This window comes from Aurantimonas marina, from assembly GCF_017183135.1.
GTDB lineage: Bacteria > Pseudomonadota > Alphaproteobacteria > Rhizobiales > Rhizobiaceae > Aurantimonas > Aurantimonas marina.
Window position 1 is genome coordinate 30,120 of record NZ_JADDXW010000019.1, and the last position, 25,710, is coordinate 55,829.

24 protein-coding genes are annotated in these 25,710 nt (G+C 65.1%); 18 read left to right on the forward strand and 6 right to left on the reverse strand.

Going from position 1 to position 25,710, the window contains the following annotated elements:
- Positions 1 to 45: 45 nt before the first annotated feature.
- The gene (locus tag ING15_RS17110; RefSeq protein ID WP_206456057.1) at positions 46 to 363 is read left to right on the forward strand and encodes a hypothetical protein; all 318 of its coding nucleotides are present in this window, start codon (positions 46 to 48) and stop codon (positions 361 to 363) included.
- A 50-nt stretch (positions 364 to 413) separates the two neighbouring features.
- Entirely contained in the window at positions 414 to 557 is a 144-nt protein-coding gene (locus tag ING15_RS17115) for a Flp family type IVb pilin (protein ID WP_206456058.1), read from the forward strand.
- Positions 558 to 564: 7 nt separating this feature from the next.
- On the opposite strand, the gene ING15_RS17120 is transcribed toward ING15_RS17115, so the two are convergent.
- Entirely contained in the window at positions 565 to 1,464 is a 900-nt protein-coding gene (locus ING15_RS17120) for a class I SAM-dependent methyltransferase (protein WP_206456059.1), read from the reverse strand.
- 159 nt (positions 1,465 to 1,623) lie between these two features.
- Between ING15_RS17120 and ING15_RS17125 the strand changes: the two genes are divergently transcribed.
- The 4 genes from ING15_RS17125 to ING15_RS17140 are packed head-to-tail and all read left to right on the forward strand — an operon-like array spanning position 1,624 to position 4,053.
- Positions 1,624 to 2,373 (forward strand): ComF family protein, encoded by a 750-nt coding sequence (locus ING15_RS17125; RefSeq protein ID WP_206456060.1) that lies wholly within the window; start codon positions 1,624 to 1,626, stop codon positions 2,371 to 2,373.
- 40 nt (positions 2,374 to 2,413) lie between these two features.
- Positions 2,414 to 2,671, forward strand: a complete 258-nt coding sequence (gene grxC / locus ING15_RS17130) for a glutaredoxin 3 (protein ID WP_206456061.1) — start codon at positions 2,414 to 2,416, stop codon at positions 2,669 to 2,671.
- Positions 2,672 to 2,701: 30 nt separating this feature from the next.
- On the forward strand, positions 2,702 to 3,586 hold the full coding sequence (locus ING15_RS17135; protein ID WP_206456062.1) for a carbon-nitrogen hydrolase family protein: 885 nt from the start codon (positions 2,702 to 2,704) through the stop codon (positions 3,584 to 3,586).
- Positions 3,583 to 4,053 carry a DUF1178 family protein gene (locus ING15_RS17140; protein ID WP_206456063.1) on the forward strand — a complete coding sequence of 157 codons (471 nt, stop codon included), beginning with the start codon at positions 3,583 to 3,585 and terminating at the stop codon, positions 4,051 to 4,053. Before ING15_RS17135 ends, ING15_RS17140 begins: the two co-directional genes overlap by 4 nt.
- A 19-nt stretch (positions 4,054 to 4,072) precedes the next feature.
- On the opposite strand, the gene ING15_RS17145 is transcribed toward ING15_RS17140, so the two are convergent.
- A complete protein-coding gene (locus tag ING15_RS17145) occupies positions 4,073 to 4,420 on the reverse strand; it encodes a hypothetical protein (RefSeq protein ID WP_206456064.1) in 348 nt (115 codons plus the stop codon).
- A gap of 159 nt (positions 4,421 to 4,579) precedes the next feature.
- On the reverse strand, positions 4,580 to 5,329 hold the full coding sequence (gene ubiG, locus ING15_RS17150) for a bifunctional 2-polyprenyl-6-hydroxyphenol methylase/3-demethylubiquinol 3-O-methyltransferase UbiG (RefSeq protein ID WP_206456065.1): 750 nt from the start codon (positions 5,327 to 5,329) through the stop codon (positions 4,580 to 4,582).
- Positions 5,330 to 5,717: 388 nt separating this feature from the next.
- Here ubiG and ING15_RS17155 point away from each other — a divergent pair, with 388 nt between their 5' ends.
- The 7 genes from ING15_RS17155 (at position 5,718) to clpB (ending at position 16,150) form a co-directional block, all read left to right on the forward strand.
- Positions 5,718 to 5,957 (forward strand): hypothetical protein, encoded by a 240-nt coding sequence (locus ING15_RS17155; RefSeq protein ID WP_206456066.1) that lies wholly within the window; start codon positions 5,718 to 5,720, stop codon positions 5,955 to 5,957.
- Between the two features lie 249 nt (positions 5,958 to 6,206).
- Positions 6,207 to 7,460, forward strand: a complete 1,254-nt coding sequence (locus ING15_RS17160; RefSeq protein WP_206456067.1) for an aspartate kinase — start codon at positions 6,207 to 6,209, stop codon at positions 7,458 to 7,460.
- A gap of 244 nt (positions 7,461 to 7,704) precedes the next feature.
- Positions 7,705 to 9,912: a phosphoenolpyruvate--protein phosphotransferase gene (gene ptsP, locus ING15_RS17165; RefSeq protein WP_232845842.1), complete on the forward strand. Its 2,208-nt coding sequence runs from the start codon at positions 7,705 to 7,707 to the stop codon at positions 9,910 to 9,912.
- Positions 9,913 to 9,997: 85 nt separating this feature from the next.
- On the forward strand, positions 9,998 to 11,077 hold the full coding sequence (gene prfA, locus ING15_RS17170) for a peptide chain release factor 1 (protein WP_206456069.1): 1,080 nt from the start codon (positions 9,998 to 10,000) through the stop codon (positions 11,075 to 11,077).
- A complete protein-coding gene (prmC, locus tag ING15_RS17175) occupies positions 11,070 to 11,987 on the forward strand; it encodes a peptide chain release factor N(5)-glutamine methyltransferase (protein WP_206456070.1) in 918 nt (305 codons plus the stop codon). Before prfA ends, prmC begins: the two co-directional genes overlap by 8 nt.
- A 300-nt stretch (positions 11,988 to 12,287) precedes the next feature.
- Positions 12,288 to 13,274 (forward strand): DUF4167 domain-containing protein, encoded by a 987-nt coding sequence (locus tag ING15_RS17180; RefSeq protein ID WP_206456071.1) that lies wholly within the window; start codon positions 12,288 to 12,290, stop codon positions 13,272 to 13,274.
- A gap of 251 nt (positions 13,275 to 13,525) precedes the next feature.
- Positions 13,526 to 16,150 (forward strand): ATP-dependent chaperone ClpB, encoded by a 2,625-nt coding sequence (gene clpB / locus ING15_RS17185; RefSeq protein ID WP_206456072.1) that lies wholly within the window; start codon positions 13,526 to 13,528, stop codon positions 16,148 to 16,150.
- A gap of 70 nt (positions 16,151 to 16,220) precedes the next feature.
- Here the strand turns inward: clpB and ING15_RS17190 are convergent, their stop codons facing one another.
- Entirely contained in the window at positions 16,221 to 16,613 is a 393-nt protein-coding gene (locus ING15_RS17190; protein WP_232845843.1) for a PRC-barrel domain-containing protein, read from the reverse strand.
- A 291-nt stretch (positions 16,614 to 16,904) separates the two neighbouring features.
- Between ING15_RS17190 and ING15_RS17195 the strand changes: the two genes are divergently transcribed.
- The 4 genes from ING15_RS17195 to mgrA all read left to right on the forward strand — a co-directional run bounded on the left by ING15_RS17195 (position 16,905) and on the right by mgrA (position 21,777).
- A complete protein-coding gene (locus ING15_RS17195; protein WP_206456073.1) occupies positions 16,905 to 18,452 on the forward strand; it encodes a L,D-transpeptidase family protein in 1,548 nt (515 codons plus the stop codon).
- 123 nt (positions 18,453 to 18,575) lie between these two features.
- Positions 18,576 to 19,574, forward strand: a complete 999-nt coding sequence (locus ING15_RS17200) for a L,D-transpeptidase family protein (RefSeq protein ID WP_206456074.1) — start codon at positions 18,576 to 18,578, stop codon at positions 19,572 to 19,574.
- A complete protein-coding gene (locus ING15_RS19885) occupies positions 19,571 to 20,629 on the forward strand; it encodes an extensin-like domain-containing protein (RefSeq protein ID WP_206456075.1) in 1,059 nt (352 codons plus the stop codon). The genes ING15_RS17200 and ING15_RS19885 overlap by 4 nt, the downstream gene beginning before the upstream one ends.
- A 110-nt stretch (positions 20,630 to 20,739) precedes the next feature.
- The gene (gene mgrA, locus ING15_RS17210) at positions 20,740 to 21,777 is read left to right on the forward strand and encodes an L-glyceraldehyde 3-phosphate reductase (protein ID WP_206456076.1); all 1,038 of its coding nucleotides are present in this window, start codon (positions 20,740 to 20,742) and stop codon (positions 21,775 to 21,777) included.
- Between the two features lie 81 nt (positions 21,778 to 21,858).
- On the opposite strand, the gene ING15_RS17215 is transcribed toward mgrA, so the two are convergent.
- Positions 21,859 to 22,740 (reverse strand): LysR substrate-binding domain-containing protein, encoded by an 882-nt coding sequence (locus ING15_RS17215; RefSeq protein WP_206456077.1) that lies wholly within the window; start codon positions 22,738 to 22,740, stop codon positions 21,859 to 21,861.
- A gap of 125 nt (positions 22,741 to 22,865) precedes the next feature.
- Here ING15_RS17215 and ING15_RS17220 point away from each other — a divergent pair, with 125 nt between their 5' ends.
- Positions 22,866 to 23,087, forward strand: coding sequence for a hypothetical protein (locus tag ING15_RS17220; protein ID WP_206456078.1), 222 nt, complete (start codon positions 22,866 to 22,868; stop codon positions 23,085 to 23,087).
- A 128-nt stretch (positions 23,088 to 23,215) separates the two neighbouring features.
- Here the strand turns inward: ING15_RS17220 and ING15_RS17225 are convergent, their stop codons facing one another.
- Positions 23,216 to 25,138: a M23 family metallopeptidase gene (locus ING15_RS17225; protein ID WP_206456079.1), complete on the reverse strand. Its 1,923-nt coding sequence runs from the start codon at positions 25,136 to 25,138 to the stop codon at positions 23,216 to 23,218.
- Positions 25,139 to 25,710 lie beyond the last annotated feature (572 nt).

Below are 25,710 nucleotides of genomic sequence, written 5' to 3' on the forward strand. Positions count from 1 at the left end.
GCGCGCATATTGATTTTCGGAGCTTGCCAGCTTTGTGAGGAAACGATGCGCGATTTCGAGGCTGATGACGAACTGGACGGCGGACGCCGCGCGTCCGACTCCATCGTCGAAATCCGGACCGGGCTGTTCCGGGCGACGCTGCTGTTCGGGTCGATCGCGATGGCACTAGCGCTGATCGTCGCGCCGGCTGCCAAACGCGGGGCCGACTATGTGGTTTCCACCGCCGCTCCCCAACTCGACAGGATGGCCACAGGCTCCATCGGGTCCTCGAATCGCTATACCGTGCGGCGCAGTGTTTTGCAGCGGACAGGCGCCCGGCCCTGCGTGATCTTCTCGGACGGTGGGAGCACCGGCGCGTGCTGAACCGGCAAGGGGCGCGACGTCAGCCTGGAAGCGCGCCCCAGGCCGCTAAGATGCTTCGCCATGACGTCACCGGCGCGACGGCCATCGAATACGCGCTGATTGCCGGGATCATATCGCTTGCGATCATTGTGGGCGCGACGGCGATCGGCACGAGCCTGACTGGCCCGTTCGCGGCGGTTTCCGCCGCCTTCTGACAAGCCGTCACGTCAAATCATCCGATCTGTCCTTGAGCGCCGCGGCGAGGCTGGTCCGGGCGCTGCCCGGCCGCAGGGGCTTTTGCTGACTGTCATGCGGCCGCCAGCCGGACAGGTAGACGATGTCGAACGTCGCGCGAATGCGTCCGTCGGGATCGGCGAAGCGTTCGGCGTAGATCTCGGCCGCCCGCAGGAACAATCGCCGCGAGGCCGGACGACGGGACCGCTGGACCAGCATGTTGGCCATGCCCATCGCGCGCAAATCCGCCATCAGATCGAACAGCGTGTCGTAACGCACCGTCAGCCGATCCTGGTCGGCGACCGGCAGCGCGAAACCGGCCCGTTGCAGCAGGCCGCCGGCATCGCGCACATCGGTAAACGGCGCGACCCTCGGCGAGACGCCGCCGGTGATCTCAGCTTCGGCCGCCAGAAGCGCGAACCGAAGTTCCGACAAGGTCTCGCCGCCGAGAAAGCCGCAAAGGAAGAGACCGTCCGGCCGGAGCGCCCGCCGGATCTGGACGAGGGTGCCCGGCGTGTCGTTGGTCAGATGCAGCGAGAGAGTGGAGACGATGAGATCGACGCTATCGTCAGCCAGCGGCAGGGTTTCCTCGTCGCCGACGCAGGCAAATTCCTCCCCCTCCAGCAGAGCCGCCAGACGCTCGATCCGCACGACGTGGTCGGCCTGGCCGCCGGCGCGAAGCCGCGCCGCCATGTCGCCGGTGTGGCCGCCCAGGTCGACGGCGACCGCAAACCGGCGTTCGACCAGCGACAGCCGGTCGCCAAGTTCGTCGGCCACCGCCCGCAGCAGAAAGCCGACGCCCGCCCGCGGCTCAGCGTCAAGCCAGCGCTGCCGTCGACGGTCGAGCAAGGTACGATCGAAAACCTGGTGATCCAAAATGTCCGGCATGATCTCTCGGCGCTCTGTCGAAGGTGACCGCGACAGCGCTTGTAGCTGACAGCGGGTGGCGTATCGTCAAGGGGACGGGGGACGGCCCCCGTCGTCGAGGTGACCCGACCGGTCGATGTAGTCAACCGGGGGCATGGGGCTGGAGGGCAGGATGACGCAATGAGCCCATTCAAGCGCCGCACCGGAGCCGTCGGCGACGCGATCGGCCGGCTATTGTTTCCGCCGGTCTGTCCGGGATGTCAGGTGGCAATCACCGGCGTGGACACCGTTTGCCCGGCCTGCTGGGCGAAACTGCGCTTCATCGAGCGGCCCTATTGCGAGGTCCTGGGGCTGCCATTCGCCTACGATCTCGGCGAGGGGTTCCTGTCGGCGGAGGCTATCGCCGACCCGCCGCCCTTCGCCCGGCTGCGGGCCGCGGTGATCTACCAGGATCTCGCCGCCCGCCTGGTCACGGCGCTGAAATACGGCGATCGCACCGATCTGGTGCCGCTGATGGCCGGATGGATGGCGCGCTCGGGCGCGGAGCTTCTCGGCGACGCCGATGTCGTGGTGCCGGTTCCGCTGCATGCCGGCCGGCTGTGGCGGCGCCGGTTCAACCAGTCCGCGGAAATTGCCCGGCTGCTCGCCCGCAACGCCGACATCGCCTTCGCGCCGCTAGCGCTCAGGCGGGTGAAGCCGACGCGCAGCCAGGTCGGGCTTGGTTCGCGCCAGCGGTGGGACAATGTCCGCGGCGCCTTTCGCGTCATCGACGCGCGGCGTCAGGAGATCGACGGTCGCCGCGTCTTGCTCGTCGACGACGTCTACACGACCGGCGCAACCGCCGCGAGCGCGACACGAGCCCTGAAGCGGGCCGGCGCGACAGATGTCGACGTTCTGACTTTCGCGAGGGTTGCGGCCGGCATGGAGTGAAGCCATATGCTTCCGGGTTCATAACCAGGAATGTGATCTGATGCCGGACGTGACCATCTATACCCGCCAGTTCTGCGGCTTTTGCGTGCGCGCCAAGCAACTGCTCGAGCAGAAGGGACAGTCCTACGAGGAGAAGGACGCGAGTTCCTCCCCGCAATTGCGCCAGGAAATGTACCAGCGGGCGAAGGGCACCGTGACCTTTCCGCAAATCTTCATCGGCGACACCCATGTCGGCGGCTGCGACGAGCTCTACGCGTTGGAACGTGCCGGAAAACTCGACGCGTTGCTTTCCGCATGACAGGGTATCATTGACCATCGGGACTTTGCCATGACCGTCTTTCGCGCCGCTGTCCTGCAGATGCGCTCCCGGCTCGAGCCGCAGGCCAATGCCGAAGCCCTCGAAGGCTTGGTCCGTGAAGCCGTGGCCGAGGGCGCGTCCTATCTGCAGTCACCGGAAATGACCGGCATGGTCCATCGCGACCGCGCCGAGCTGATGAAACGTCTCCGCTCCGAGGACGACGACATCCTGGTCGCCACGGCCGGACGACTCGCGAAGGAACACGCGGTCTATCTGCATCTCGGCTCGACAGCCATCGCGGCTGGCGACGGCAAGGTGGCCAACCGGGCTTTCCTGTTCGCGCCAGATGGCAGCCGCGTCGCCACCTACGACAAGATCCACATGTTCGATGTCGATCTCGACAATGGCGAGAGCTGGCGCGAATCGCGAACCTACCGGCCGGGAAACCGCGCGGCGCTGGCCGACCTGCAATTTTCCGATGGCGCCGCACGGCTCGGCTTCGCGATCTGCTACGATATGCGGTTTCCGCATCTGTTTCGCGAGGAGGCGCTGGCCGGTGCCGAAATCCTCACGGCGCCGGCGGCCTTCACCCGCCAGACCGGCGAGGCGCATTGGCACGTCCTCTTGCGCGCCCGCGCAATCGAGAACGGCGCCTATGTGGTGGCCGCGGCGCAAGGCGGGCGGCATGACGACGGCCGCGAGACCTTTGGCCATTCGCTGATCGTCGATCCGTGGGGGCGGGTGGTTGCCGAGGTCGACGGCCATGAGCCGGGGATTGCTGTGGCAACGATCGACACCGCCGAGGTGGCGGCGGCGCGGGCGAAGATACCGAACCTGAGGAACGCTCGCGCCTTCGCCGTGGGCGAGGCGACGGCGCAAATCCGCGTGACCGGTTCTCTCGAGGCGGCTGAGTGATCAGCTTCGCGCTCCGCTGCCATCCCGCCGCACATGAATTCGATGGCTGGTTCCGGTCCGGCGCGGATTTCGAGCGGCAGGCCTCCGCCGGCTTGCTCGCATGCCCGATCTGCGGCTCGAGCCATGTCTCCAAGGCCTTGATGAAGCCCGCGGTCGCGACGAGCGCAAAGACCACGGCGCCGGAGGCTTCGACCGGCGAGGCGGGGGAACCGGCCGAGCCGGCCGGGGAGTTCGCCAACGCCGAGGCGGCGAAAGCGATCGCCAGGCTTCAGGCGATGGCGCGCGAATTACGCGCGAGGTCGGATTATGTCGGGCCGAAATTCGCCGAGGAAGCACGGCGCATCCATTACGGCGAGACCCAGCATCGTCAGATCTATGGCGAGGCCTCGACGCAGGATGTCGAAGGTCTGCGCGAGGAGGGCATCGCCGCGTTCCCCTTGCCGGCGCTCCCCGAAGACAAGAATTGACGCGGCCGTGCAGGCGCCGTCAGCCGCGCGCTGTGCGGGCGAGGGTCACGCCCTTGCGCCGCGACGCGGGGTCGCTGTCGTCGAACAGACCGGCTTCCGTCGCCTGGCTATAGAGGAGATCGCCCTTGGTACCCGCGATCAACCGCAGATCGCGCAGTTCGCACAGGGCAGCGACCTGAAACGCCAATGAGCGAAGATGAACGCGATTATAGCAGAAAAAGGCCAATCTCGCCCGCGATGGGCCGGGGACTTCCTGGATCAGAGCCTCTTTGGTACGGCTGTCCGAGCGCAACAGCAGTGCCAAGACCTCCAGATGGATCGGACAACTCGCCTCGTTGGGTATGCTGTCTGCTTGTGCCGCGATCATCTCGTCCTCCGGTGTTCGCTGTCTACACGTGCCGGTTCCCGTCAGATCATTGAGTCTGTGGTGATGCGCGCACAGCGCGCCCGCAACTGAATAATGCAACCGCTAGCTTGCGCGCAGCTTGCCTCTGGCGACCGGGGGTCGCAATTCCCCAGCCTTTGCTTATGCGGACGGTCGCCGCGCCAGCACCATGTAGTTGACGTCGAGATCGCGCGAGCGGCGCCAGGCGTCGGCCAGTGGATGGTAGACGACGCCTGTCTCATCGATCATCGAGAGCCCAGCCCGCTCGACCGGCGCGGCGATTTCCTCCGGACGCACCAGCTTGGCGTATTGATGGGTGCCCCTCGGCAGCCAGCCGAGCACATATTCGGCGCCGACGATCGCGAAACCGAGTGCCTTGAAGGTCCGGTTGATCGTGGCAACGAACAGAAGCCCGCCAGGCTTCACCATCTGCGCGCAGGATGCCAGGAACAGATCGACATCGGCGACGTGTTCAACGATTTCGAGCGCCAGAACGACGTCGAAGCGCTCGCCCGTTGCCGCGATCGCCTCGGCGGTGGTCGCCCGATAATCGATCGAAAGGCCGTTCTCGGCGGCATGGATCTTTGCCACCTCGATATTGGTTTCCGATGCGTCGGCGCCGACGACATCGGCCCCAAGCCTTGCCATCGGCTCGCAGATCAGCCCGCCACCGCAGCCGATATCGAGCACTGACAGCCCCTTGAAGGGACGTCCGCTCCGCACGTCGCGGTCGAAATTCATCGCCAGCTGTTCGCGAATATATTCGAGCCGTACGGGGTTTAACTTGTGCAGCGGCTTGAACTTGCCGGCCGGATTCCACCATTCCTGGGCGAGACGCGAGAAGCGCTCCACTTCGCCCGCGTCGACCGTCGTGCTTTCGGTGGTGTTCATTCGACCCTCGTCCGTCTTGCCGATGTCCGTCCGCATGTTCCGTCGCGAGGTCCAAAGTCAAGCCGGTGAGCCTACGGACGGGCGCGCGTCCGAGCGGATTTGGAAGTCGGGTAACGATTTGGCCGGCCGGCGTGGAAACGCGGCGGTGTAGTCCGATGTTTCGGCTCCGTTCCGATACGACGGCAGATCGTCATCTCTCGCGAAGAGAAAACCATTGGGGCGGATGCAGCCGGGAGCGGCCGTAAGCCCTGTTCATCGAAAGCGAGCTACGCTTCGCTCGCCGTCCCGCATCGTCCTTCTGTGTCGTCGATCGCCAGGGATCGGATGGGCGACGATCTGCGGCCTATGGTGGTTGTCCCGGCGCGCGACGAGGCGCGGGCTGCCGGGGTTGATCCGCGCACTGGCGACCCTGAGCTGGTGCAAGGGGATCCGCGATCGACGCCCGGTCGTGCTGATCCACCACATCGTTCCGTTCGACGATGCGGCCACCTTGCCTGCTTGCGCCACGACGATGGCCAGCCGATTCATGCACCGGCGCCGGCGCCCGCGATTTCACTACCGCAATTCCCGCTATGTGGCTCTCGCCTTCGATGCGGGGCGTGGCGCATCGCGTTGGGACTATGGATGAGGCGACTGGAGATCAGGGCGTAATCGAACCCGGCGCTGGGGGCCGGCCCTTTCGATAGCACTGCGAAAGCGAACCGCCAGGGGCGTTTCAAAAGGCGTCCCGATTGCAGTTGCGCCACGCATCGGTTAGGGAACGCCCGCTCAACCCTAACCGGGCATGTCAAGAACGCGCTTTCACGAGCGGTTCGTTGCACCCGCCAACGACCAGGCCCTTCGGGCCGCGGTCCCGCAAGACACCGAACCCGTTTTCATGGCCCGTCTCGTCCTCAAATTCGGCGGAACCTCCGTCGCCGACATCGACCGCATCCGCAACGTCGCGCGGCATGTCAAACGCGAGGTCGACGCGGGTCACGATGTCGCCGTCGTCGTCTCCGCCATGGCCGGCCGGACCAATGAGCTCGTCGGCTGGTGCCGCGAGGCCTCGCCGATCCACGACGCGCGCGAATACGACGCCGTCGTTGCGTCGGGTGAGCAGGTGACGGCCGGCATCCTGGCGATCACGTTGCAGGGGATGGGGGTTAATGCGCGCTCCTGGCAAGGCTGGCAGATCGCCATCAAGACCGACGGCGCCCACGGCGCGGCCCGCATCCAGGAGATCGACGCGTCCGACATCATCCGACGATTCGAGGACAACCAGGTCGCGGTGATCGCCGGGTTTCAGGGAATCGCGCCGGACAACCGCATCGCCACCCTCGGTCGCGGCGGCTCGGATACATCAGCCGTGGCCGTGGCCGCGGCGCTGGGCGCCGATCGTTGCGACATCTATACCGATGTCGACGGGGTCTACACCACCGATCCGCGGATCGAGCCGAAGGCCCGGCGCATGGCCCGCATCTCCTTCGAGGAAATGCTGGAAATGGCCTCGCTCGGCGCCAAGGTGCTACAGGTTCGTTCCGTCGAACTCGCTATGGTGCATAAGGTGCGCACTTTCGTGCGTTCGTCTTTCGACGACCCGGACGCGCCCGGCATGGGCGATTTCGACAACCCGCCGGGAACGCTCATTTGCGACGAGGATGAAATCGTGGAACAGCAGGTCGTGACAGGGATCGCCTACGCCAGGGACGAAGCGCAGATCTCGCTGCGCCGGGTCGCCGACCAGCCGGGAGTCGCGGCTGCCATCTTCGGGCCGCTCGCCGAGGCCGGCGTCAATGTGGACATGATCGTCCAGAACATTTCCGAATCGGGCGCCTCGACCGACATGACCTTCACGGTCCCGGCCGGCGACCTCGGCAAGGCTACCGCCGTGCTCGACAGGGCCAAGGCCGAAATGCGCTACGACACGATCCAGAGCGAACAGGGGCTGACCAAGGTCTCGGTCATCGGGGTCGGCATGCGCAGCCATACGGGGGTTGCCGCCACCGCCTTCAAGGCGCTGGCCGACCGTGGCGTCAACATTCGCGCCATCACCACCTCCGAGATCAAGATTTCGATCCTGATCGATGGGGACTACACCGAGCTGGCGGTCCGCGCCCTGCATTCGGTCTATGGCCTCGACAAGGGGTAATGTCGTGGGGCGATGCCCTCGTGTCGTCGAGAGGCACGCCACGGCATGTTATTCCGGGCGACGGCGTGTCATTGCCCCGGTGGGTTTCTCAGTGAAGCTGAGTATGTGATCTTGTAGAGACAGGCCGCACCGCCCCCGGATTGAACCGGATGCGGCGCCGTAGCGGCCCGTGAAACGGAAGACCGCGTTGTTGAGAAGCGACATGTCAGGTCCGCGCGTGCTCATGCGCCGCATCCGGGAGCTCATGGCCGAGCCTCTCGACGCACAGGTGCGTCTCGACCAGATCGTCCGCTCTATTGCCCAGAACATGGTGGCCGAGGTCTGCTCGCTCTACGTGTTGCGGGCCGACGCGGTGCTGGAGCTCTACGCCACCGAGGGTCTCAATCCGGGCGCCGTCCACCTCGCCCAACTGAAGCTCGGCGAGGGCCTGGTCGGTACCATCGCGGCGACGGCGCGGCCGCTGAACCTGTCCGAGGCGCAAAAGCACCTGGCCTTCACCTATCTGCCGGAGACCGGGGAGGAAGTTTACCACTCCTTCCTCGGCGTTCCGATCCTGCGCGCTGGCCGGACCCTTGGCGTGCTCGTCGTCCAGAACAAATCCGCGCGGGTCTATCGTGACGAGGAGTCCGAGGCGCTGGAGACGGTGGCGATGGTGGTCGCCGAGATGATCGCGGCCGGCAGTCTGGAGGGTCTGCAACGCCCCGGCGTCGCGCTCGATCTGTCGCGTCCGGTCAGCTTCGACGGTGTCGCCCTGTCGGACGGCATCGGCCTTGGTAAGGTGGTTCTGCATGAGCCGCGGGTGGTTGTCACCAACCTCTTCAACGAGGACATGGAATCGGAGGTCGAACGTCTCGACAAGGCGCTCGGCGTCCTTAGGGCGTCGATCGAGAGCATGCTGTCGCGCCGGGATGTGGCGGGCGAGGGTGAGCATCGGGCCGTGCTCGAGGCCTACCGTATGTTCGCCCATGATCGGGGCTGGGTGCGCCGGCTAGAGGAGGCCGTGCGCAACGGACTGACCGCGGAAGCCGCGGTCGAGAAGGTGCAGTCGGACATGCGGGCCCGCATGATGCACATGACCGACCCATATATCCGCGAGCGGCTGCACGACTTCGACGATCTCGCCAACCGGTTGCTGCGTCAGTTGATCGGCCGCGACGATCACGCCGGCGCGGACAATGCCGACGCAGTCATCGTCGCGCGTTCGATGGGCGCGGCGGAACTGCTCGACTATCGCCGCGACGCCATTCGCGGGCTGGTGCTGGAGGAGGGCGCGGCGACCAGCCACGTCGTCATCGTGGCGCGGGCGCTGGGAATTCCGGTCGTCGGTCAGGTTAAGGGTGCGGTCTCGATGTCGGAGAACCGTGATTCGATCATCGTCGACGGCGAGGACGGCAGCGTCCACCTCCGGCCGCTGCCGGAACTCGAGGCGCTCTATTCCGACAAGGTGACATTCCGGGCTAAGCGTCAGCAGCGCTATCATTCCCTGCGAGACGTGCCGACCGAGACCAAGGACGGCGTGCCGATCAGCCTGCAGATGAACGCGGGCCTTCTCGTCGACCTGCCGCAACTCGACGCGGCGGGGGCGGAAGGCATCGGCCTGTTCCGCACCGAACTCCAGTTCATGGTGGCCTCGACCATGCCGCGCGCTCGGGACCAGGAGCGGCTCTATTCCGCGGTTCTGGATGCGGCCAACGGCCGACCGGTGACGTTTCGCACGCTGGATGTCGGCGGCGACAAGCTCTTGCCTTATCTCAGTCAGTCGCCGGAGGAAAACCCGGCGCTCGGCTACCGGGCGCTGCGGCTTGCCCTTGATCGTCCGGGCTTGATGCGCACCCAGCTGCGGGCGTTGCTCAAGGCGGCTGCGGGGCGCGAACTGCGGGTGATGTTCCCGATGGTGACGGAGGTCTCGGAGCTGCGGCAGGCGCGCGAGATGATCAGCCGCGAGTACAAGCATCTGACGCGCTTCGGCCATGTCATGCCGAAACGGCTGAAGGTCGGCGCGATGATCGAGGTGCCGGGGCTCTTGTTCCAGCTCGACGAACTGATGGAAATGCTCGATTTCGTCTCCGTCGGCTCGAACGACCTATTCCAGTTCTTCAATGCGGTCGATCGGGGCAATGCGCGTGTCGCGACGCGCTTCGACGATCTGTCGGCGCCGTTCCTGCGGGCGCTGAAGATGATCGTTGATGCCGGGCAGCGTCACGATGTCCCGGTGACGCTGTGCGGCGAGATGGCAGGTCGGCCGCTCTCGGCGATGGCGTTGATTGGACTTGGCTTCCGCTCCATATCCATGGCACCACCCTCGATTGGTCCGGTGAAGGCGATGATCGTCGAACTGGAGGCGGAAAAGCTTTCCGAGGCGCTGGCCCAGCAGCTCAACGGCGGCCAACTGGCGGCCAGCCCGCGACAGCTTCTCGTCGAATTCGCGGAAGCCAATGGAATTTCATGTTAGCGGACCGCAGTGACCGGCGGCTCGCGCCCCCTTCGCCGCGGACTACGCCGCACCCCATTCACTTTGACATCAGCTTCAGGACATTATGGCGACGCTGCCGAATTCGACCCTCGATGAGATCCTGGCCCGTTTTGGTCATCTCGAGAACGAGATGGCCAAGGGGCCGGCTCACGATGTCTATTCCAAGCTCGCCGCGGAATATTCCAGCCTCGAGCCGGTGGTCGCGGCGATCCGCTCTTATCGCAAGGTGGAACGGGAACTCGCCGAGTCCCGCTCGCTGCTGGACGACCCGACCGCCGATCGCGAGATGCGCGACCTGGCCGAGATCGAGATCGATGAATTGAAGCAGCGTCTCGAACAGCTCACCGATGAAATCCGCATTCTGCTGCTGCCCAAGGACGCCGCGGACGAGAAGGGCGTCATCCTCGAAATCCGCGCCGGTACCGGCGGGTCCGAGGCGGGGCTCTTCGCCGGTGACCTCTTCCGCATGTACCAGCGCTATGCCGAGTTGAACCGCTGGAAGGTCGAGCTCCTGTCGGCGAGCGAGGGCGAGGTTGGCGGCTACCGGGAGGTGATCGCGGCGATCCAGGGTCCCGGCGTGTTCTCGCGGCTCAAGTTCGAATCCGGCGTGCATCGGGTGCAGCGCGTTCCCGAAACCGAATCGGGCGGCCGAATCCATACCTCGGCCGCGACCGTGGCGGTTCTGCCGGAGGCCGAAGACATCGATGTGGATGTGCGCGCCGAGGACATCCGCATTGACACGATGCGCGCCTCGGGGGCCGGCGGCCAACACGTCAACACCACCGATTCGGCTGTGCGCATCACCCATCTGCCGACCGGAATCGTGGTGACGTCGTCGGAAAAGTCGCAACACCAAAACCGCGCGCGGGCGATGCAGGTGCTCAAGGCGCGCCTTTTCGACCTCGAACGTCAGAAGGCCGATGACGAGCGCTCCGCTGCGCGCAAGGGACAGGTCGGCAGCGGTGATCGCTCCGAGCGCATCCGCACCTACAATTTTCCGCAAGGCCGGGTGACCGACCACCGCATCAATTTGACGCTTTATAAGCTCGATCGTGTGATCGAGGGCGACATGGACGAACTGGTCGGAGCCCTGGTCGCCGACCATCAGGCCCAGCAGCTTGCCGCCGTCGGCGTGGATGACTGAGGCGGCCGACAGGCTGGGTCCGTTGCTGCGGCACGCCGTGCAGCGCCTGCGCGCGGCCGGATCGGCAACGCCGGAGTTCGACGCGCGCCTGCTTCTCGCCGAGTGCGCGGGTCTCCCGCTAGGAGAGGTTCATTCGGCGTCCGCCACGGCGGTATCGAGCGGGGCGGCGGCGCGGCTTGAATCGCGCCTCACCAGACGGCTCGCGGGCGAGCCGGTTCACCGGATACTCGGCCGGCGCGCCTTCTACGAGCACGAGTTCGAGCTCTCTCCGGAAACTCTGGAGCCACGACCGGACACGGAAATCCTTGTCGACGAGGCGCGCAAGGCAATGGCCGCGATCATCAAGCAGCGCGGGGAATGTCTGTGCGCCGACATCGGGACGGGGTCCGGCGCCATCGCCGTCTCGCTGCTGGCGCTGTTTCCGCAATCGCGGGCCCTGGCGATCGATATTTCGGCCGGTGCGCTCGCGACGGCCTACCGCAACGCCGAGGCTGCGGGCGTTGCCAGCAGGATGCTGCCTGTCCTGTCGAATTATCTGGCGGCGGCCGGCGGACCCCTTGATCTGGTCTTGTCGAACCCACCATATATCAGAAGCGGCGATATCCCCTCCCTCACGGTTGAGGTGCGCGAGCATGATCCGCTGGCAGCCCTGGACGGTGGCGAGGATGGGCTGGATGCCTATCGTGCGATCGCCGCGGGAATCGACGCGGTGTTGCGGCCGGGCGGTCGCGTGATCGTCGAAATCGGCATCGGACAGGAAGACGAAGTGGCGGCGATATTTGCCTCGCAACGGTTGCGTCTCGACGTTTCCACACGTGATTTTTCCGGCGTCGTGCGCGTTCTGGGTTTCAGTCGGGGCGAGCCCCCGCTTTCAGAGCAGGAGGAGGATGGCGTTTCGATCCCAAGTTGAGCGCCTTAATTGTTGAAAAGGCACTTGTTACGGCGCGCGTAACCCTCTAGTGTCGCGGCCAGTACGGAACATCCGAGGGGGCAGTTCCTTTAGGTGCCGCTCGACGGCAGCCATAGGACGCTCGAGATGACTAGTAGGTCGTCCGTCAAGCCGGCGTGAGGGTATCGCCAGGCACAACCGATTTAATCTCTTTATGTTGGCTTTGCTCCGGCGGAGCTAAATTCGTGCGGGCGCGCATGGTGCGCCCTGAGGCAGTAAGCCATACCGGCACGACCGGTGCATCCAATAGACAGGAAGTTCATGAGGCCAGGACAGCAGAAAAACCGTATGCGCGGCCGCGGACGCAAAGGTCCCAATCCGCTCTCGCGCAGTTACGAGTCGAACGGCCCGGATGTGAAGATCAGGGGCACCGCCCAGCACGTCGCTGAGAAATACACGACGCTCGCGCGCGATGCTTCGGGTGCCGGCGACCGGGTGATGGCCGAGAACTACCTGCAGCACGCCGAACACTATAATCGCATCGTCGCGGCCGCGCAGGCGCAGTTCCCGCAACAGCGCGACGATCGCGATTCCCGCGACGAGTCCGACGAAGATGACGATTCGCAGGAGTCGTCGGGCGAGCGCAACGATCACCGTCAGCAGGACGGCGATCGCGATGGCCGCGACGGATTCCGCGATCGCGACTCCAACCGCGACCGGGACGGCAATCGGGGCCGGGACGGCAATCGCGACCGGGATCGCGATAACAATCGCGACGGCAACAGGGACCGTGACGGCAATCGCGACAGAAATCGCGACCGCCGCGACAGAACTCCGGCGGACGGGACCGGTCCGCAGCCGGTCATCGCGCGCGAAAACTCCGAACAGGGTGAGGGCGGCCGCCACCAGCGCAATGACGGCGAGCGAGTCCGTGACAGGCATTCGTCGGAGGCGTCAAGCGGCGCGGTGGTCTCTGCCGGCGAATCACAGGCCGACGAGCCGGCGGAACGGACGCCGCGGCGCCGGGGCAGGCCGCGCCGGAGCCGCGAGGGCGAGGAGGCGGTTGCCGCGAGCGCCACCCGTCCGAGCCCGTCGCGAGGCGGCGAGGGCGCGACGGCCGAAGCCCGAAAGGTCGAGGAGGTTGCCAGCGCGGAGCCCCTGGCCAATACCCCCGAGAGTGGGGCCGAGGCGCCGGTCAAGCGCCGGCCCGGCCGACCGCGCAAGAAAAAGCTCGAAGAGGCGTCGGCCGAGACGAGCGACGGCGAGGGCAACGCCCTGCCGGACTTCCTGCTGGCCTCCAACGCCTGAACCGTCCGGCCTTTTCGGCCGATCGCCGGATGCATATGATCAAGATCAAGGACGTCGCGGCTGCCGCGGCGTCCTTTTGCATTCACGCTGGCGCAACATTTTTGCAACAGTCTGGCAAACTGCCTCTTTCGCGGCGACCCGTCCGATCCCATATCGGTGGCGGGCGGCTCGCCGATGTCGGGGGCCGAACTCCATCGATGCGCGGTTCATGCCTCGGGCGAGGGTGGACCGCCAAAAGGAGAGGCGATCCAATGAATCTGGAAAAATATACTGAACGGGTGCGCGGCTTTGTCGAAGCGGCCCAGACGCTCGCGGTGTCCCGCGACCATCAGCAGTTCACGCCGGAGCATCTTCTGAAGGTCCTCGTCGACGACGAGGAGGGCATGGCGGCCGGCCTGATCGAGAAAGCTGGCGGTCGCCCGAAAGACGTTCAGATCGCAGTCGATGGGGCGCTTGACGCGATGCCCCGGGTCTCCGGAGGCGGGGGGCAGATGTACCTTGCGCAGCCACTGGCGAAGGTGTTCGCGACGGCCGAGGAGATCGCCAAGAAAGCCGGCGACAGCTTTGTTTCCGTCGAGCGGTTGCTGCTGGCGCTGACGATCGAGACATCCGCCAAGACCGCCGACATCCTGAAGAAGGCCGGCGTCACGCCGAACGGCCTCAATGAGGCGATCAACGATTTGCGCAAGGGGCGCACGGCTGATTCCGCGTCGGCCGAGAGCGGTTATGACGCCCTCAAGAAATACGCCCGCGACCTGACTGCCGCGGCCCGAGAGGGCAAGCTCGATCCGGTGATCGGCCGGGACGACGAGATCCGCCGCACGATCCAGGTTCTGTCGCGCCGCACCAAGAACAACCCGGTTCTGATCGGCGAGCCGGGTGTCGGCAAGACCGCGATCGCCGAAGGCCTGGCGCTGAGGATCGTCAGTGGCGACGTGCCGGAGTCGCTGCGCGATAAGCAGCTGATGGCGCTCGACATGGGTTCGCTGATCGCCGGCGCGAAATATCGTGGCGAATTCGAGGAACGGCTGAAGGCGGTGCTGTCGGAAGTCACCAGCGCGGCCGGTTCGATCATACTGTTCATCGACGAGATGCACACGCTGGTCGGCGCTGGCAAGGGGGACGGGGCGATGGACGCCTCGAACCTGTTGAAGCCGGCGCTTGCCCGTGGCGAACTGCACTGCGTCGGCGCCACAACCCTCGACGAATATCGCAAGCACGTCGAGAAAGACGCGGCCTTGGCGCGGCGCTTTCAGCCGGTCTTCATCGCCGAGCCGACGGTCGAGGATACGATCTCGATCCTGCGCGGCCTCAAGGAGAAATACGAGCAGCACCATCAGGTGCGAATCTCGGATTCGGCCCTTGTTGCGGCGGCGCAGCTCTCCAACCGCTACATCACCGACCGCTTCCTGCCCGACAAGGCGATCGACCTCGTCGACGAGGGCGCGGCGCGGCTGCGCATGCAGGTGGACACCAAGCCCGAAGCGCTCGACGAGATCGACCGGCGTGTCATGCAGTTGAAAATCGAGCGCGAGGCTTTGCGCAAAGAGACCGACGAGGCGGCGCGGGATCGGCTGGAGCGGCTGGATTCCGAGATCGCCAATCTTGAAGAGGAATCGAACCGGATCACCAGCGCGTGGCAGGCGGAAAAATCCAAGCTGGGCCTCGCCGCGGATCTTAAGCGGCAACTCGACGAGGCCCGCAACGAACTCGCCACCGCCCAGCGGCGCGGCGAATTCCAGCGGGCGGGCGAACTCGCCTATGGCGAAATCCCGAAGCTTGAAGAGGAACTGAAGCAGGCCGAGGCCGTCGATACGACGGTCAACGCCGATGCGATGGTCGAGGAGACGGTGACCGCCGACCACATCGCGCAGGTGATTTCGCGTTGGACCGGTATCCCGGTCGATCGGATGCTGGAAGGCGAGCGCGACAAGCTGCTGCGCATGGAAGACGCGCTACAAAAGCGGGTCGTCGGTCAGGGCGAGGCCGTGCAGGCGGTCTCCAAGGCGGTGCGCCGGGCGCGCGCCGGCCTGCAGGATTCCAACCGACCGATCGGCTCGTTCATCTTTCTTGGCCCCACCGGGGTCGGCAAGACCGAACTGACCAAGGCGCTGGCCTCCTTCCTGTTCGACGACGAGGCGGCGATGGTCCGGCTCGACATGTCCGAATTCATGGAAAAGCACTCGGTCGCCCGGCTGATCGGGGCGCCTCCGGGCTATGTCGGCTACGAGGAGGGCGGTTCGCTCACCGAGGCGGTGCGGCGCCGGCCCTATCAGGTGGTTCTGTTCGACGAAATCGAGAAGGCCCACCCGGACGTCTTCAATGTCCTCTTGCAGGTGCTCGATGACGGGCGGCTCACCGACGGGCAGGGGCGCACGGTCGACTTCCGCAACACCATGATCATCATGACATCCAACCTTGGGGCGGAGTATCTGGTCGCGCTCAAGGACGACGAGGACGCCGAAGCGGCGCGCGAACAGGTCATGGCGGTGGTGCAGGCCTCCTTCCGTCCGGAGTTCCTCAACCGGGTGGACGAGATCATCCTCTTCCACCGTCTGCATCGCTCGGAAATGGGCGCGATCGTCGACATCCAGATGACACGGCTCGAAAAGCTGCTCGTCGACCGCAAGATCCGGCTCGAACTGGACGAGAGCGGACGGACGTGGCTGGCAGAGAAGGGCTATGATCCGGCTTACGGCGCGCGGCCCTTGAAGCGGGTCATCCAGCGCGAGGTGCAGGATCCGCTGGCCGAGAAGATCCTGCTCGGCGAGGTTCGTGACGAAAATACGGTGAAGATCACCGGTGGGACCGACCACCTGATCTTCGATGTAGTCGGCTCGAAGGCCGGTGCCGGCGGTGACCGCGCGGCCGCCTGAAAGATGCGATGGCGAACGAAAAGGGCGGCCCCGCGGCCGCCCTCTTTTGTTTGGTCCCGATGCGCGCCGGTCAGATGTAAGCGGGCCGATAATAGTCGTCGATTCTGCGGCCGTAGTCCGGGTCGCCCCAACTCGGGGTGGCCCCCGCGGCATAGCGCGGTGCGCCCTCGAGTTGATCGCGGGTGATGCCGACGACATAGCCACCCTGCCGCTCGTCGTATTTCAGCACCTGCCAGGGCAGGGGATGATATTCCTCGCCGATCCCCAGAAAGCCGCCGAACGACATGATCGCGTATTTCACCCGGCCGTCACGCTTGCCGAGCACGAGATCGTGGATATGGCCGAGGTGATGACCGTCGGTGTTGTAGACTTCGGTTCCCGAGACGCGGCTTGCCTCGATATTGTCGATGCCGACGCCGTCGGTCTCATTGCCCATGATGGTCCGGCCTTCCGTCGATGACATGATCCTTCTCCGATCCGTTTCGGTTGCCCCATCAACGGGTTGCAGGCGCATCGCGTTCCACCGGGTCGCATTCGGCGTGACGGGGAGCTACCGCCAGACCACGGAATGACGGGCTTGCCGCAGGGCGTTTTCCGGCGAACTTCGACTGTTTCGAGGCTGGAACGGCCGATCTGGACCGGACAAAGAAGTAAAGCCGCCTTTTTCATGTCCGGTTCATCTGCCATTTTCTATGTCGATATGGTCCGGGCCGGTCGAGACGTCCGGGTCGGGGGCTTTGGTGGAGAGATGAAGATGAGTGTAATCGCGCGGTTGTATCTTTCGGCGTTCGTGCTGTCATTCGGCGCGACGGCGGCCTTGGCGCAGACCGCAGATTCCGCGAGGCGGGTCGATGAACCCGTGCGGTTGGCGCAATATTACGATCCGAACGTCGAGATCTATCACGACAACGTCGCCGAAGTGTACGTAGACGAGATGGGCCGACGCGTCATGGTCGATGCCTATGGCCGCATCATCGGTGTGGAGCAGCCGCGCCGGCAGCAGTTCCGGGAGCGTCGTCAGCGCTTCGAGGACCGCCGTGGTGCGATCATCGATGGACCGCCGCCACCAGGGGTTACGCTCGAAGGGCGGGTCGATATCGCTCCTCCGGGCGCTATCCTCGAGCCGGCCCCCGTGGAGCGTTCGATCGTGCGCCCACGCTCGGCGGATCCCTACCATAACGAACCCCGCGGCAACGGCCCCGCCTTCGATGCCCCGGTAATCGCCGCGCCATTGCCCGCGCCCGAGCAACCGGCGGCCGAGCCGCGCCGCGAAGCCGAATTGCCGTTGTCAGCGCCTCGCGATGTGGTCGTCGAGCCGCAGAGGGACGCCGCCCTGCCCGACACGATTCCGTCGTCCGAACCCCTGCCGGAGCCGGGTGCGCCGATCGTCCAGCCTGAGGGGCAGACGGTTCAGGAGAGCGATCCGGCCCCCCAGGTCGCGATGCCTAAGGGCAAGAACGCCAAGGCTGAGATCGCGGCGCTGCAGATCCTGCTTGACCGGGCCGGCATGTCCCCCGGCGTGATCGACGGGCGCATGGGATCGAATGTCAACAAGGCGGTTGCCGCGTACGAGGAAAAATTCGGTCGGACTCTTCCCACCGGCGACGCCCAGGCTCTGGCCGAGGAACTCGACGCCACCGGCGGCCCGGCCATCACCACCTATGAGCTCACCGCCGACGATGTCGCCGGCCCCTTCGTTGCGTCGATCCCCGTCGACTACGGCGAAAAGGCGCAGCTGCCCGCAATGAGCTTCGAGCGACCCTCGGAGAAGATCGCGGAGAAGTTCCACATGGACGAGGCTTTCCTGCGGGAGATCAACCCCGGTGCCGACTTCAGCAAGCCCGGCACGCGGATCAAGGTTGCCGCGATCGGCGAGCCGGTGAAGCAGGACGTCGCCAGGATTATCGCTGACAAGGGGCGCGAGCAGGTCCGCGTCTACGCCGCCGACGGCACGTTGATCACGGCCTATCCGTCGACGATCGGCTCGACCCAGACGCCGTCGCCCTCCGGCATCGTCCAGGTGAACCGGATCGCCTTCGACCCGAACTACACCTACAACCCGAAGATCAACTTCAAACAGGGCGACAACGACAAGGTGCTGACGATCCAGCCCGGACCCAACGGGCCGGTCGGTTCGATCTGGATCGCCCTGTCAAAACCGACTTACGGCATCCATGGCACGCCCGAGCCCTCCAAAATCGGTAAGACCAACAGCAATGGCTGCGTGCGCCTGACCAATTGGGACGCCACGGAGCTTGCCAAGATGGTCAAGTCGGGCGTCACGGTGGAGTTCGTTGAATAGTCCGTGGAGGATGGGCGCGTTTGTTAACGCATCGTTGACCACGATGGAAGGTTGATCACCGGTCCGGGAGCCTCGAGCCCTGGGCTGGCGTTGAAGGTTCATTGTTTCGATGTGAGGCCTTTGATGAAAATCCTTCTAACCGCATCCGCCGGCTTGCTGGCGTGGCTTGCCCCCTCTCCAGCCTTTTCTGACGCACTGCCGCTGACGCAAGCGGCGATCGGAACAGCGCATTTCGTCGATTGGCAAGCGCGGCAGGGCGCTCGTTCCGGAGGGGCTCCGGACCCGTTTCTCATCCGGCTGCAGGTGCTGCTTGGCCGGGCACATGCCTCGCCCGGCGTCATCGACGGAATGCCCGGCGACAATACCGACAAGGCGGTCCGCGCCTACGAGTTGATGCGCGGCCTACCGGAGGACGGGCGGATCGACGCGGATGTCTGGACGGTTCTTGCCGTCGATGAGGGCGAGGCCATGCAGATCTACACGATCACCAAGGAGGATGTCGCGGGCCGCTACGTTGCATCTATTCCGGAGGATTATGGCGAGCGGGCCGGGATGGAATGGCTCGGCTACCGTGATCCCGCCGAGATGTTGGCCGAGAAGTTCCATATGGACGAGGATCTTCTCAAATTGCTCAATCCGAGCGCCGATTTCGCCAAGGCAGGAACGACGATCCTGGTCGCCGATCCCGGCGAGGCGCCGACGACGAAGGTCGCCAGGATCGTCGTCGATAAGGCCGCCGGTCGTCTCGTCGCTTATGATGACCAAGATCAGATCGTGCTCGCCAATCCCGCGACGATCGGCTCGACGGCGACGCCCTCGCCATCGGGAACGATGACGGTCAATGCTTTAGCCCCTGAGCCGACCTACAGCTACAATCCGAAGATCAATTTTCAGCAGGGTGAGAATTCCGAACCGCTGACGCTGCCGCCGGGACCGAACGGACCGGTCGGCTCGATGTGGATCGATTTGTCCAAGCCGACCTATGGAATTCACGGAACGCCCGAGCCCTCGCAAATCAGCAAATCGAATAGCAATGGCTGCGTACGGCTGACCAATTGGGACGCCGAGGCCTTGTCGAAGCTGGTCGAGCCGGGCCGCACGAGCGTCGAGTTCTCCGGGTGAGAGGGGCGAAGGACCGCGCTTTTTCGGTATTGGCCGTCTTGGCGCTGGTCTTCGCTTCAGGGCAGCCATCGGCGCGGGCGCAGGCACCGAAGGATGCGGCGCTGCCCGTGCCCGAAGCGCGGCCGGACGACGGCGCCACCGGTGCGCGCGAGGGAGAAGAATCGAAACCGAAGGGTGGCGACCTGCCGGCGGCGGTGCGATCTGAGGGGGCGGCCGAAACGGGTAAGCCCAAAGAAAGCGGTCTCTTGGGCCCCGCAATTCCCGGAGCGATGGAGAGCGCACCCGAGCCCGCGGTGGAAAAGCCTGTGAGCGAGATCCCGGTCCCGGAGACGCGACCGGACGTACTGCCTGAAAGCCAATCTCTCGCGGCGCCGGAAGCGAGCAAACGAGAGCGAGCGAAACCGGCTCTACCGGATAGGCCTGTCTCTGCTCCGGTTTCGGACGCTCCCGATCCGTTGAAAGATCGAGAGCCCGCCATTACACCGGCCGCTGCCGTTCTCGCCGCTGCGGCGATCGAGGACGCCAGGATGTGCGAGGCGGAACTCGAGAAGCGCGGCGTTCTTTTCACCATTGGCGAGAGTATCAGCGACGGCGCCTGCGGCGTCTTGCGGCCGGTCAATATCGAACGGCTTTCCAGCGGCGTTACGATTTCGTCGGGCACCGAGCTGCTATGTCGATCGGCGCTCGCCCTCGACCGTTGGATAACGGACAGCGTCGTTCCGGCGGCCAAGGCGAATTTCCCGGCGACGCGGCTGAGCGAGTTTCGCCACGCCTCCACCTATGTCTGCCGCAACCGCGCATCCGAAAACGGCATTTCCGAACATGCGCGCGGCAGCGCCGTCGACATCGCCGCGTTCGCCTTCAAGGATGGCAAGAGGATCGGCGTCGAGACGCAGGAGCCGGGCTCACCGGCAGCGCGGTTTCAACGTGCGGTCCGCGAGGGCGCATGCGGGCCCTTCAAGACGGTTCTCGGCCCAGGCACCGACGCCGACCACGCGACGCATTTCCATCTCGATATCGCGGCGCGGCGAAATGGCGGGACTTACTGCAAATAGGCACCCGGCGGCGAGGAGGCCGATCGCACTGGCGTTCCGCCGCTCTTTTCCCGCGCCGCGCGACCGCCTATACCGGCAGACAGTTCTGGTTCGCCAAAAAGGTCCGCCGCATGCCCTACCTCGCCGAAGCAAATCGTTACGACGCCATCCCTTATCGACGGGTCGGGCGCTCCGGCCTGAAACTGCCGGCCATTTCGCTCGGCCTCTGGCAGAATTTCGGCGGCACGGATGTCTTCGAGACCGGACGGGCGATCCTGCGGCGGGCGTTCGATCGGGGCGTCACGCATTTCGACCTGGCGAATAATTACGGCCCGCCCTACGGCTCCGCCGAGGAGAATTTCGGCCGCTGGATGGAGATGGATTTCCGGCCCTACCGGGACGAGCTGATCATCTCGTCCAAGGCCGGTTACGACATGTGGCCCGGTCCCTACGGCAATTTCGGTTCGCGCAAATATCTGATCGCGTCCTGCGACCAGAGCCTGAAGCGCATGGGGCTGGACTATCTCGACATCTTCTACCATCACCGCCCCGATCCCGAGACGCCGCTTGCGGAGACAATGAGCGCCCTGGATCAGATCGTGCGGTCCGGACGGGCGCTCTATGTCGGCATCTCGTCCTATTCGCCGGAACTGACGCGGCAGGCATACGCGATTCTGAAGCAGCAGGGCACGCCCTTCGTCATCCACCAGCCGTCCTATTCGATGCTCAACCGGTGGGTCGAGGACGGGCTCCTGGAAACCCTCGGTGAGCTGGGCATCGGCTGCATCGCGTTTTCGCCCTTGGCCCAGGGCCTGCTGACCCGAAAATATCTGGAGGGCGTTCCGAGCGACTCGCGTGCCGCGCGCGAGGGCTCGTTCAAACCGGACATGCTCAGCGCCGCGAACATCGCGCGAATCCGCGCCCTCACCGCGATCGCCGAGAGCCGGGGACAGAGCCTTGCGCAAATGGCGATCGCCTGGGTGCTGCGGCGCTCGGAGGTCACGTCGGCGCTGGTTGGCGCGCGCACCGTCGATCAGCTCGATAATTCGCTCGACGCCCTGAAACAGCTCGACTTCTCCGAGACCGAACTTGCCGAGATCGATCGTCACGCCGGCGAGGGCGAGATCGACCTCTGGCGGACGCAGTCGCGCGTCGAAAGCGCTGGCTGATCGCAAGGGACGATGGCCGGTCGCTCCCGCTCATGAGAAGCGCCAGGGACCATGATCTCCCCGGAGCCCGGACCCCCCTGTTCACGCAAGGGCGAGGCTCAGGGACGGACGAAGGTCGGCGAAGCTTTCGGTGACGTGCTCGGCGAGCGCGTCGGCGATCTTGCCGCAGCCCTTCCGCTTCATCAGCGCCACTTCATATTGGCGCAGCGGCGGCATACCATCCGCTTCGCCCAGTTGGCGCAGCGATGCGGAGACATGGCTTTCGGGAAGCGGCGCGATCGCGAGGTCAGCGAGAACCGCGGCGATCTGTCCTTGCGAGTGCTCGCTCGAATAGGCGATCCGGTAACCGATGTGAGCCGCGTCGAGCGCAGCGAGGGCGCTGGCTCGCCAGGCACAGCCCCGGGTGGCGAGAGCCAGCGGCAGTGGATTCTTGCTGACCGCTTGACCGTGCTTAAGGCCGATCCAGACAAGATTTTCGGTGTGAACGATCCGCACGTCACGCTTGCCGTAATCCGAACAGCACAGCACCGCGAGATCGAGCGCGCCGGTATCGCAAAGCCGGCGCAGTTCATCGCTGGACTTGAGCTTCACGTCGACTTCGACATGGGGATGGGTCGACGCGAAGCGCTTGAGGATCTGCGGAATTGCAATATAGCCGATGTCGTCCGGGGCGCCGAACGCCACCCGACCCTCCATGGCCGGTGCGCGAAAGCGCGAGACCGCCTCCTCGTTGAGCTGCATCAGACGGCGCGCATAGCCTAGGAACGCCTCGCCGTCGCCGCTGAGGCCGACCGAGCGACCCTCCCGCACGAAAAGCTCGCGGCCCAGAATCGCCTCGAGCTTCTTCATCTGCAGGCTAACAGCCGACGGCGTGCGGGCGACCTGCTGGGCGGCCTTGGAGAAGCTGCCGGTCTCGCAGATCGCGACGAAGGTACGGACGAGATCGACCTCGATCAGGGGCATGGCGGATCCGACTGGAGGAATTAGACGAGTTTTTCTCACCGATCCGTTTAAAACTTGTCGCTGGACTAATCAAATGAATTGTCGCACAGCAAAATGACATCTGCAGACAAGCGTAGGGGTGCGACATGTTCGGATTGAAAATCGGTCCCAAGACCAAGACTGCCGGTCGCGCCATGAAGAGCGCCGAGCTTCTCAACCGCTCCATGGCCGTGCATGACGGTCATATTCTCGCAGATGTCGGTCTACATGGCCGGAACGGCGAAGCGGATGAGACCGTGCTGTCGACGTCGCGGCGCTGGCGGATGGTGCAGGAGAGCCGTTTCGCTCCCTACCGGACCTTCGCCTGAGGTATCGCTGTCGTCCCGTCCGTTTTGCCGGGAACTGCTCCAGCACGTCGGCGCAGGGCGGTTACGCCCAGCGGTAGCGGCTTTGACGGGGTCTCGCGACCGCGCTGACGCGGCGCCGTAATGGCTGGTCAGCGATTGGCGACCAGCGGCGACTCCACGCGTTCGCGCAACAGATTGTCGATGCGGTCGCGTTCCCGGTTGAAGGTATCGAGCTCGGCCCCCTTCAGCGCGCGGCCCGAGGGCAGCTTGATGCGCATCGGATCGACCTTCTTGTCGTTGACCGACAATTCATAGTGAAGGTGGTTGCCGGTCGACAGGCCGGTCGAGCCCACATAGCCGATGACCTGCCCCTGACGCACTTTGGCGCCCGCCTTGACGCCCTTGGCGATGGCGTTCTGGTGCGAATAGGAGGTCTCGTAGCCATTGGCATGACGGATGATGGTCTGGCGGCCATAGCCGCTGGACCAGCCGGCCCTTTCGACGACGCCGTTGCCGGAGGCGAGAATCGGCGTGCCGCGCGGGGCCGCCCAGTCGACCCCCCAATGCGGTCGCACATAGCCAAGCACCGGATGCTTGCGGTTGGGCGAGAAACTCGATGTGAAGCGGCCGTTGGGCACGGGATTGCGCAGCAGGAACTGTTTGGCGCTGCGCCCTTCCGCATCGAAATAGTCGGCGCTGTCGGCGTCGCTCGGTCGAAACCGGTAGAAGCGCTTCGTGGTATCGCCGAAGCGGACCTCGACGAACAGGATCTCGGATTTGTCGGTCGCGTCTTCTTCGCCTTCTTCCAGGGAATAGAACACGGCCAGCCGATCAGTCGGGCTCAGTCGGGCCTGCAGGTCGACTTCCGAGGCAAGCATGCGCACCAGTTGACGGCAAAGCCGGCTGTTCAGACCATAGGAGAGCGCCGCCTGGTAGACGCCATCATAGACGCTGGGCATGTCGGTGCGCAGCGGCGCCTCGTTTTCGTTCTCGTTGAAGGCATCTGAAACCGAGTCGCCCATTTCCGGCGCCGCTGCGGCTTCGAACGGGCCATCCTCCGTCTCGGCGACGGTGGCGAGATGCCGGTTGCCGCGATAGGCCGAAAGCCGCACCACCTGCGTGCGGTCGCCGGTCGTGACGATGCCCACCCGCAATGCGTCGCCGGCTTTCAGGTCGTCGGATTTCAGAAGTCCCACCAGCGCATCGACCGCGGCGCCGGCCTCGGCTTGTGGGCGTCCGTTGCGATCGAGAATATCGGCAATCTTCGCCGTATCGCGCAACGGGATCACCTCTTCATGGAAGCGCGGAAGCGCGTCGTCCGTGTCGGATGTCGCCAGCGAGACGTTTTCCTCCACTACCCGAAACGCGGAGCCCGGCTCGTAGTCGGGGGCATCGCTCGTCAGGTTGAACCGCATCGGGTCGACGGTCGCCAGCGATGCAACCTGAACCGGCTGGTAGGACAGGCTCGGCGCGACGGAGCGCACGAGTTGCGCCGCATTCGCGGTGGTCAGGGCGTCGGCGCGTTCATAGGCGGCTTCGTCATAATCGAAGGACTGAACCTTGAGCTGCACCTCCGATTCGACCCGCGCCCCATAGATCCGGGCAGGCTCCGCAGCGTCGGTACCCGACTCCCTATCCGCGGCGTCGGCGAAGATTTTCAACGGATCGAAGCTCGGATAGTCGGTGCTCGCCTGATAGCGCGCGCCGAGCAGCATGTTGACGTAACCGAAGGGCAGGGTGCGGATGACCTCGCGATCACCATCCCGGCTCATGGTCGACAACTCGATGATCTGACGGCTGCGCGCGACTGGGATCGCGGTCGCAACGACGCGTTCGCCTTTTTCTGTGAGGCTCTTGTTGAAGACCAGCGCCGCAAGGCCGGCGGGCCGGGCGGCGCCGCGGTGGCCATCGAGGGCCGCGGAGAGGGCAATGCCCATCAAGGCGGTCGAGGTGAGACCAGTCAGTAGCGTCCCGGCAAGCCAGCGCGCCGATACCTGCCGGCGGTCCGGTCGGCGACGCCGATCGGCTACCAGCGGCGGCTCGTCCCCAAAAGCCGGCTTGTCGTATCGCAAGCGGTCTGTCCCCCGTCGTCTTTTGCTCGTCGCGTTTGCGCGAACAAGGTGGCGAAATATCGACCGAGGCGCATCATCGACGGAACGCCTCGAAAATCCCGTGCCTGCCGGCAATAGCGTCTCCCCCACGGGGTCTCAACTATGATCGCGCGCGGTTCTGTATGATCGGCGAGCGGTTCTGATAGTGCCGCCTCGATCCGCTGCCGCAAGTCAGGCCGTCGAACCGCCAGGCAGTCGCAAGTGCCTTCGCGGTTGGCGCATAGACGCTGGCAGAGCGGGCGAAGGAGGCGCACCTGGCGTCCCGGCCTCCCAGGCGGCCCCTGCGTCACACCGCCGGCGCCAGGTTTTTGAAGTTTTTGCGACCACCGCCGTTGACAGGCGGATCAGCGATCGCCTATATGCCGGTCATCGACGACGGCGGTGGCGCCGGGGTGGCCTGAACGGGCCGCCAAGAGCCGGTACGAACAAAGTGTTCTGACCGGTTCGGTTTTGTGCCGCCTTCGTCATATCTTTTCGAGTGCCGCTGATACAGCGACCCTCCTAGGGGTTTGGCAAGCTTTTGTTTGCTTTCT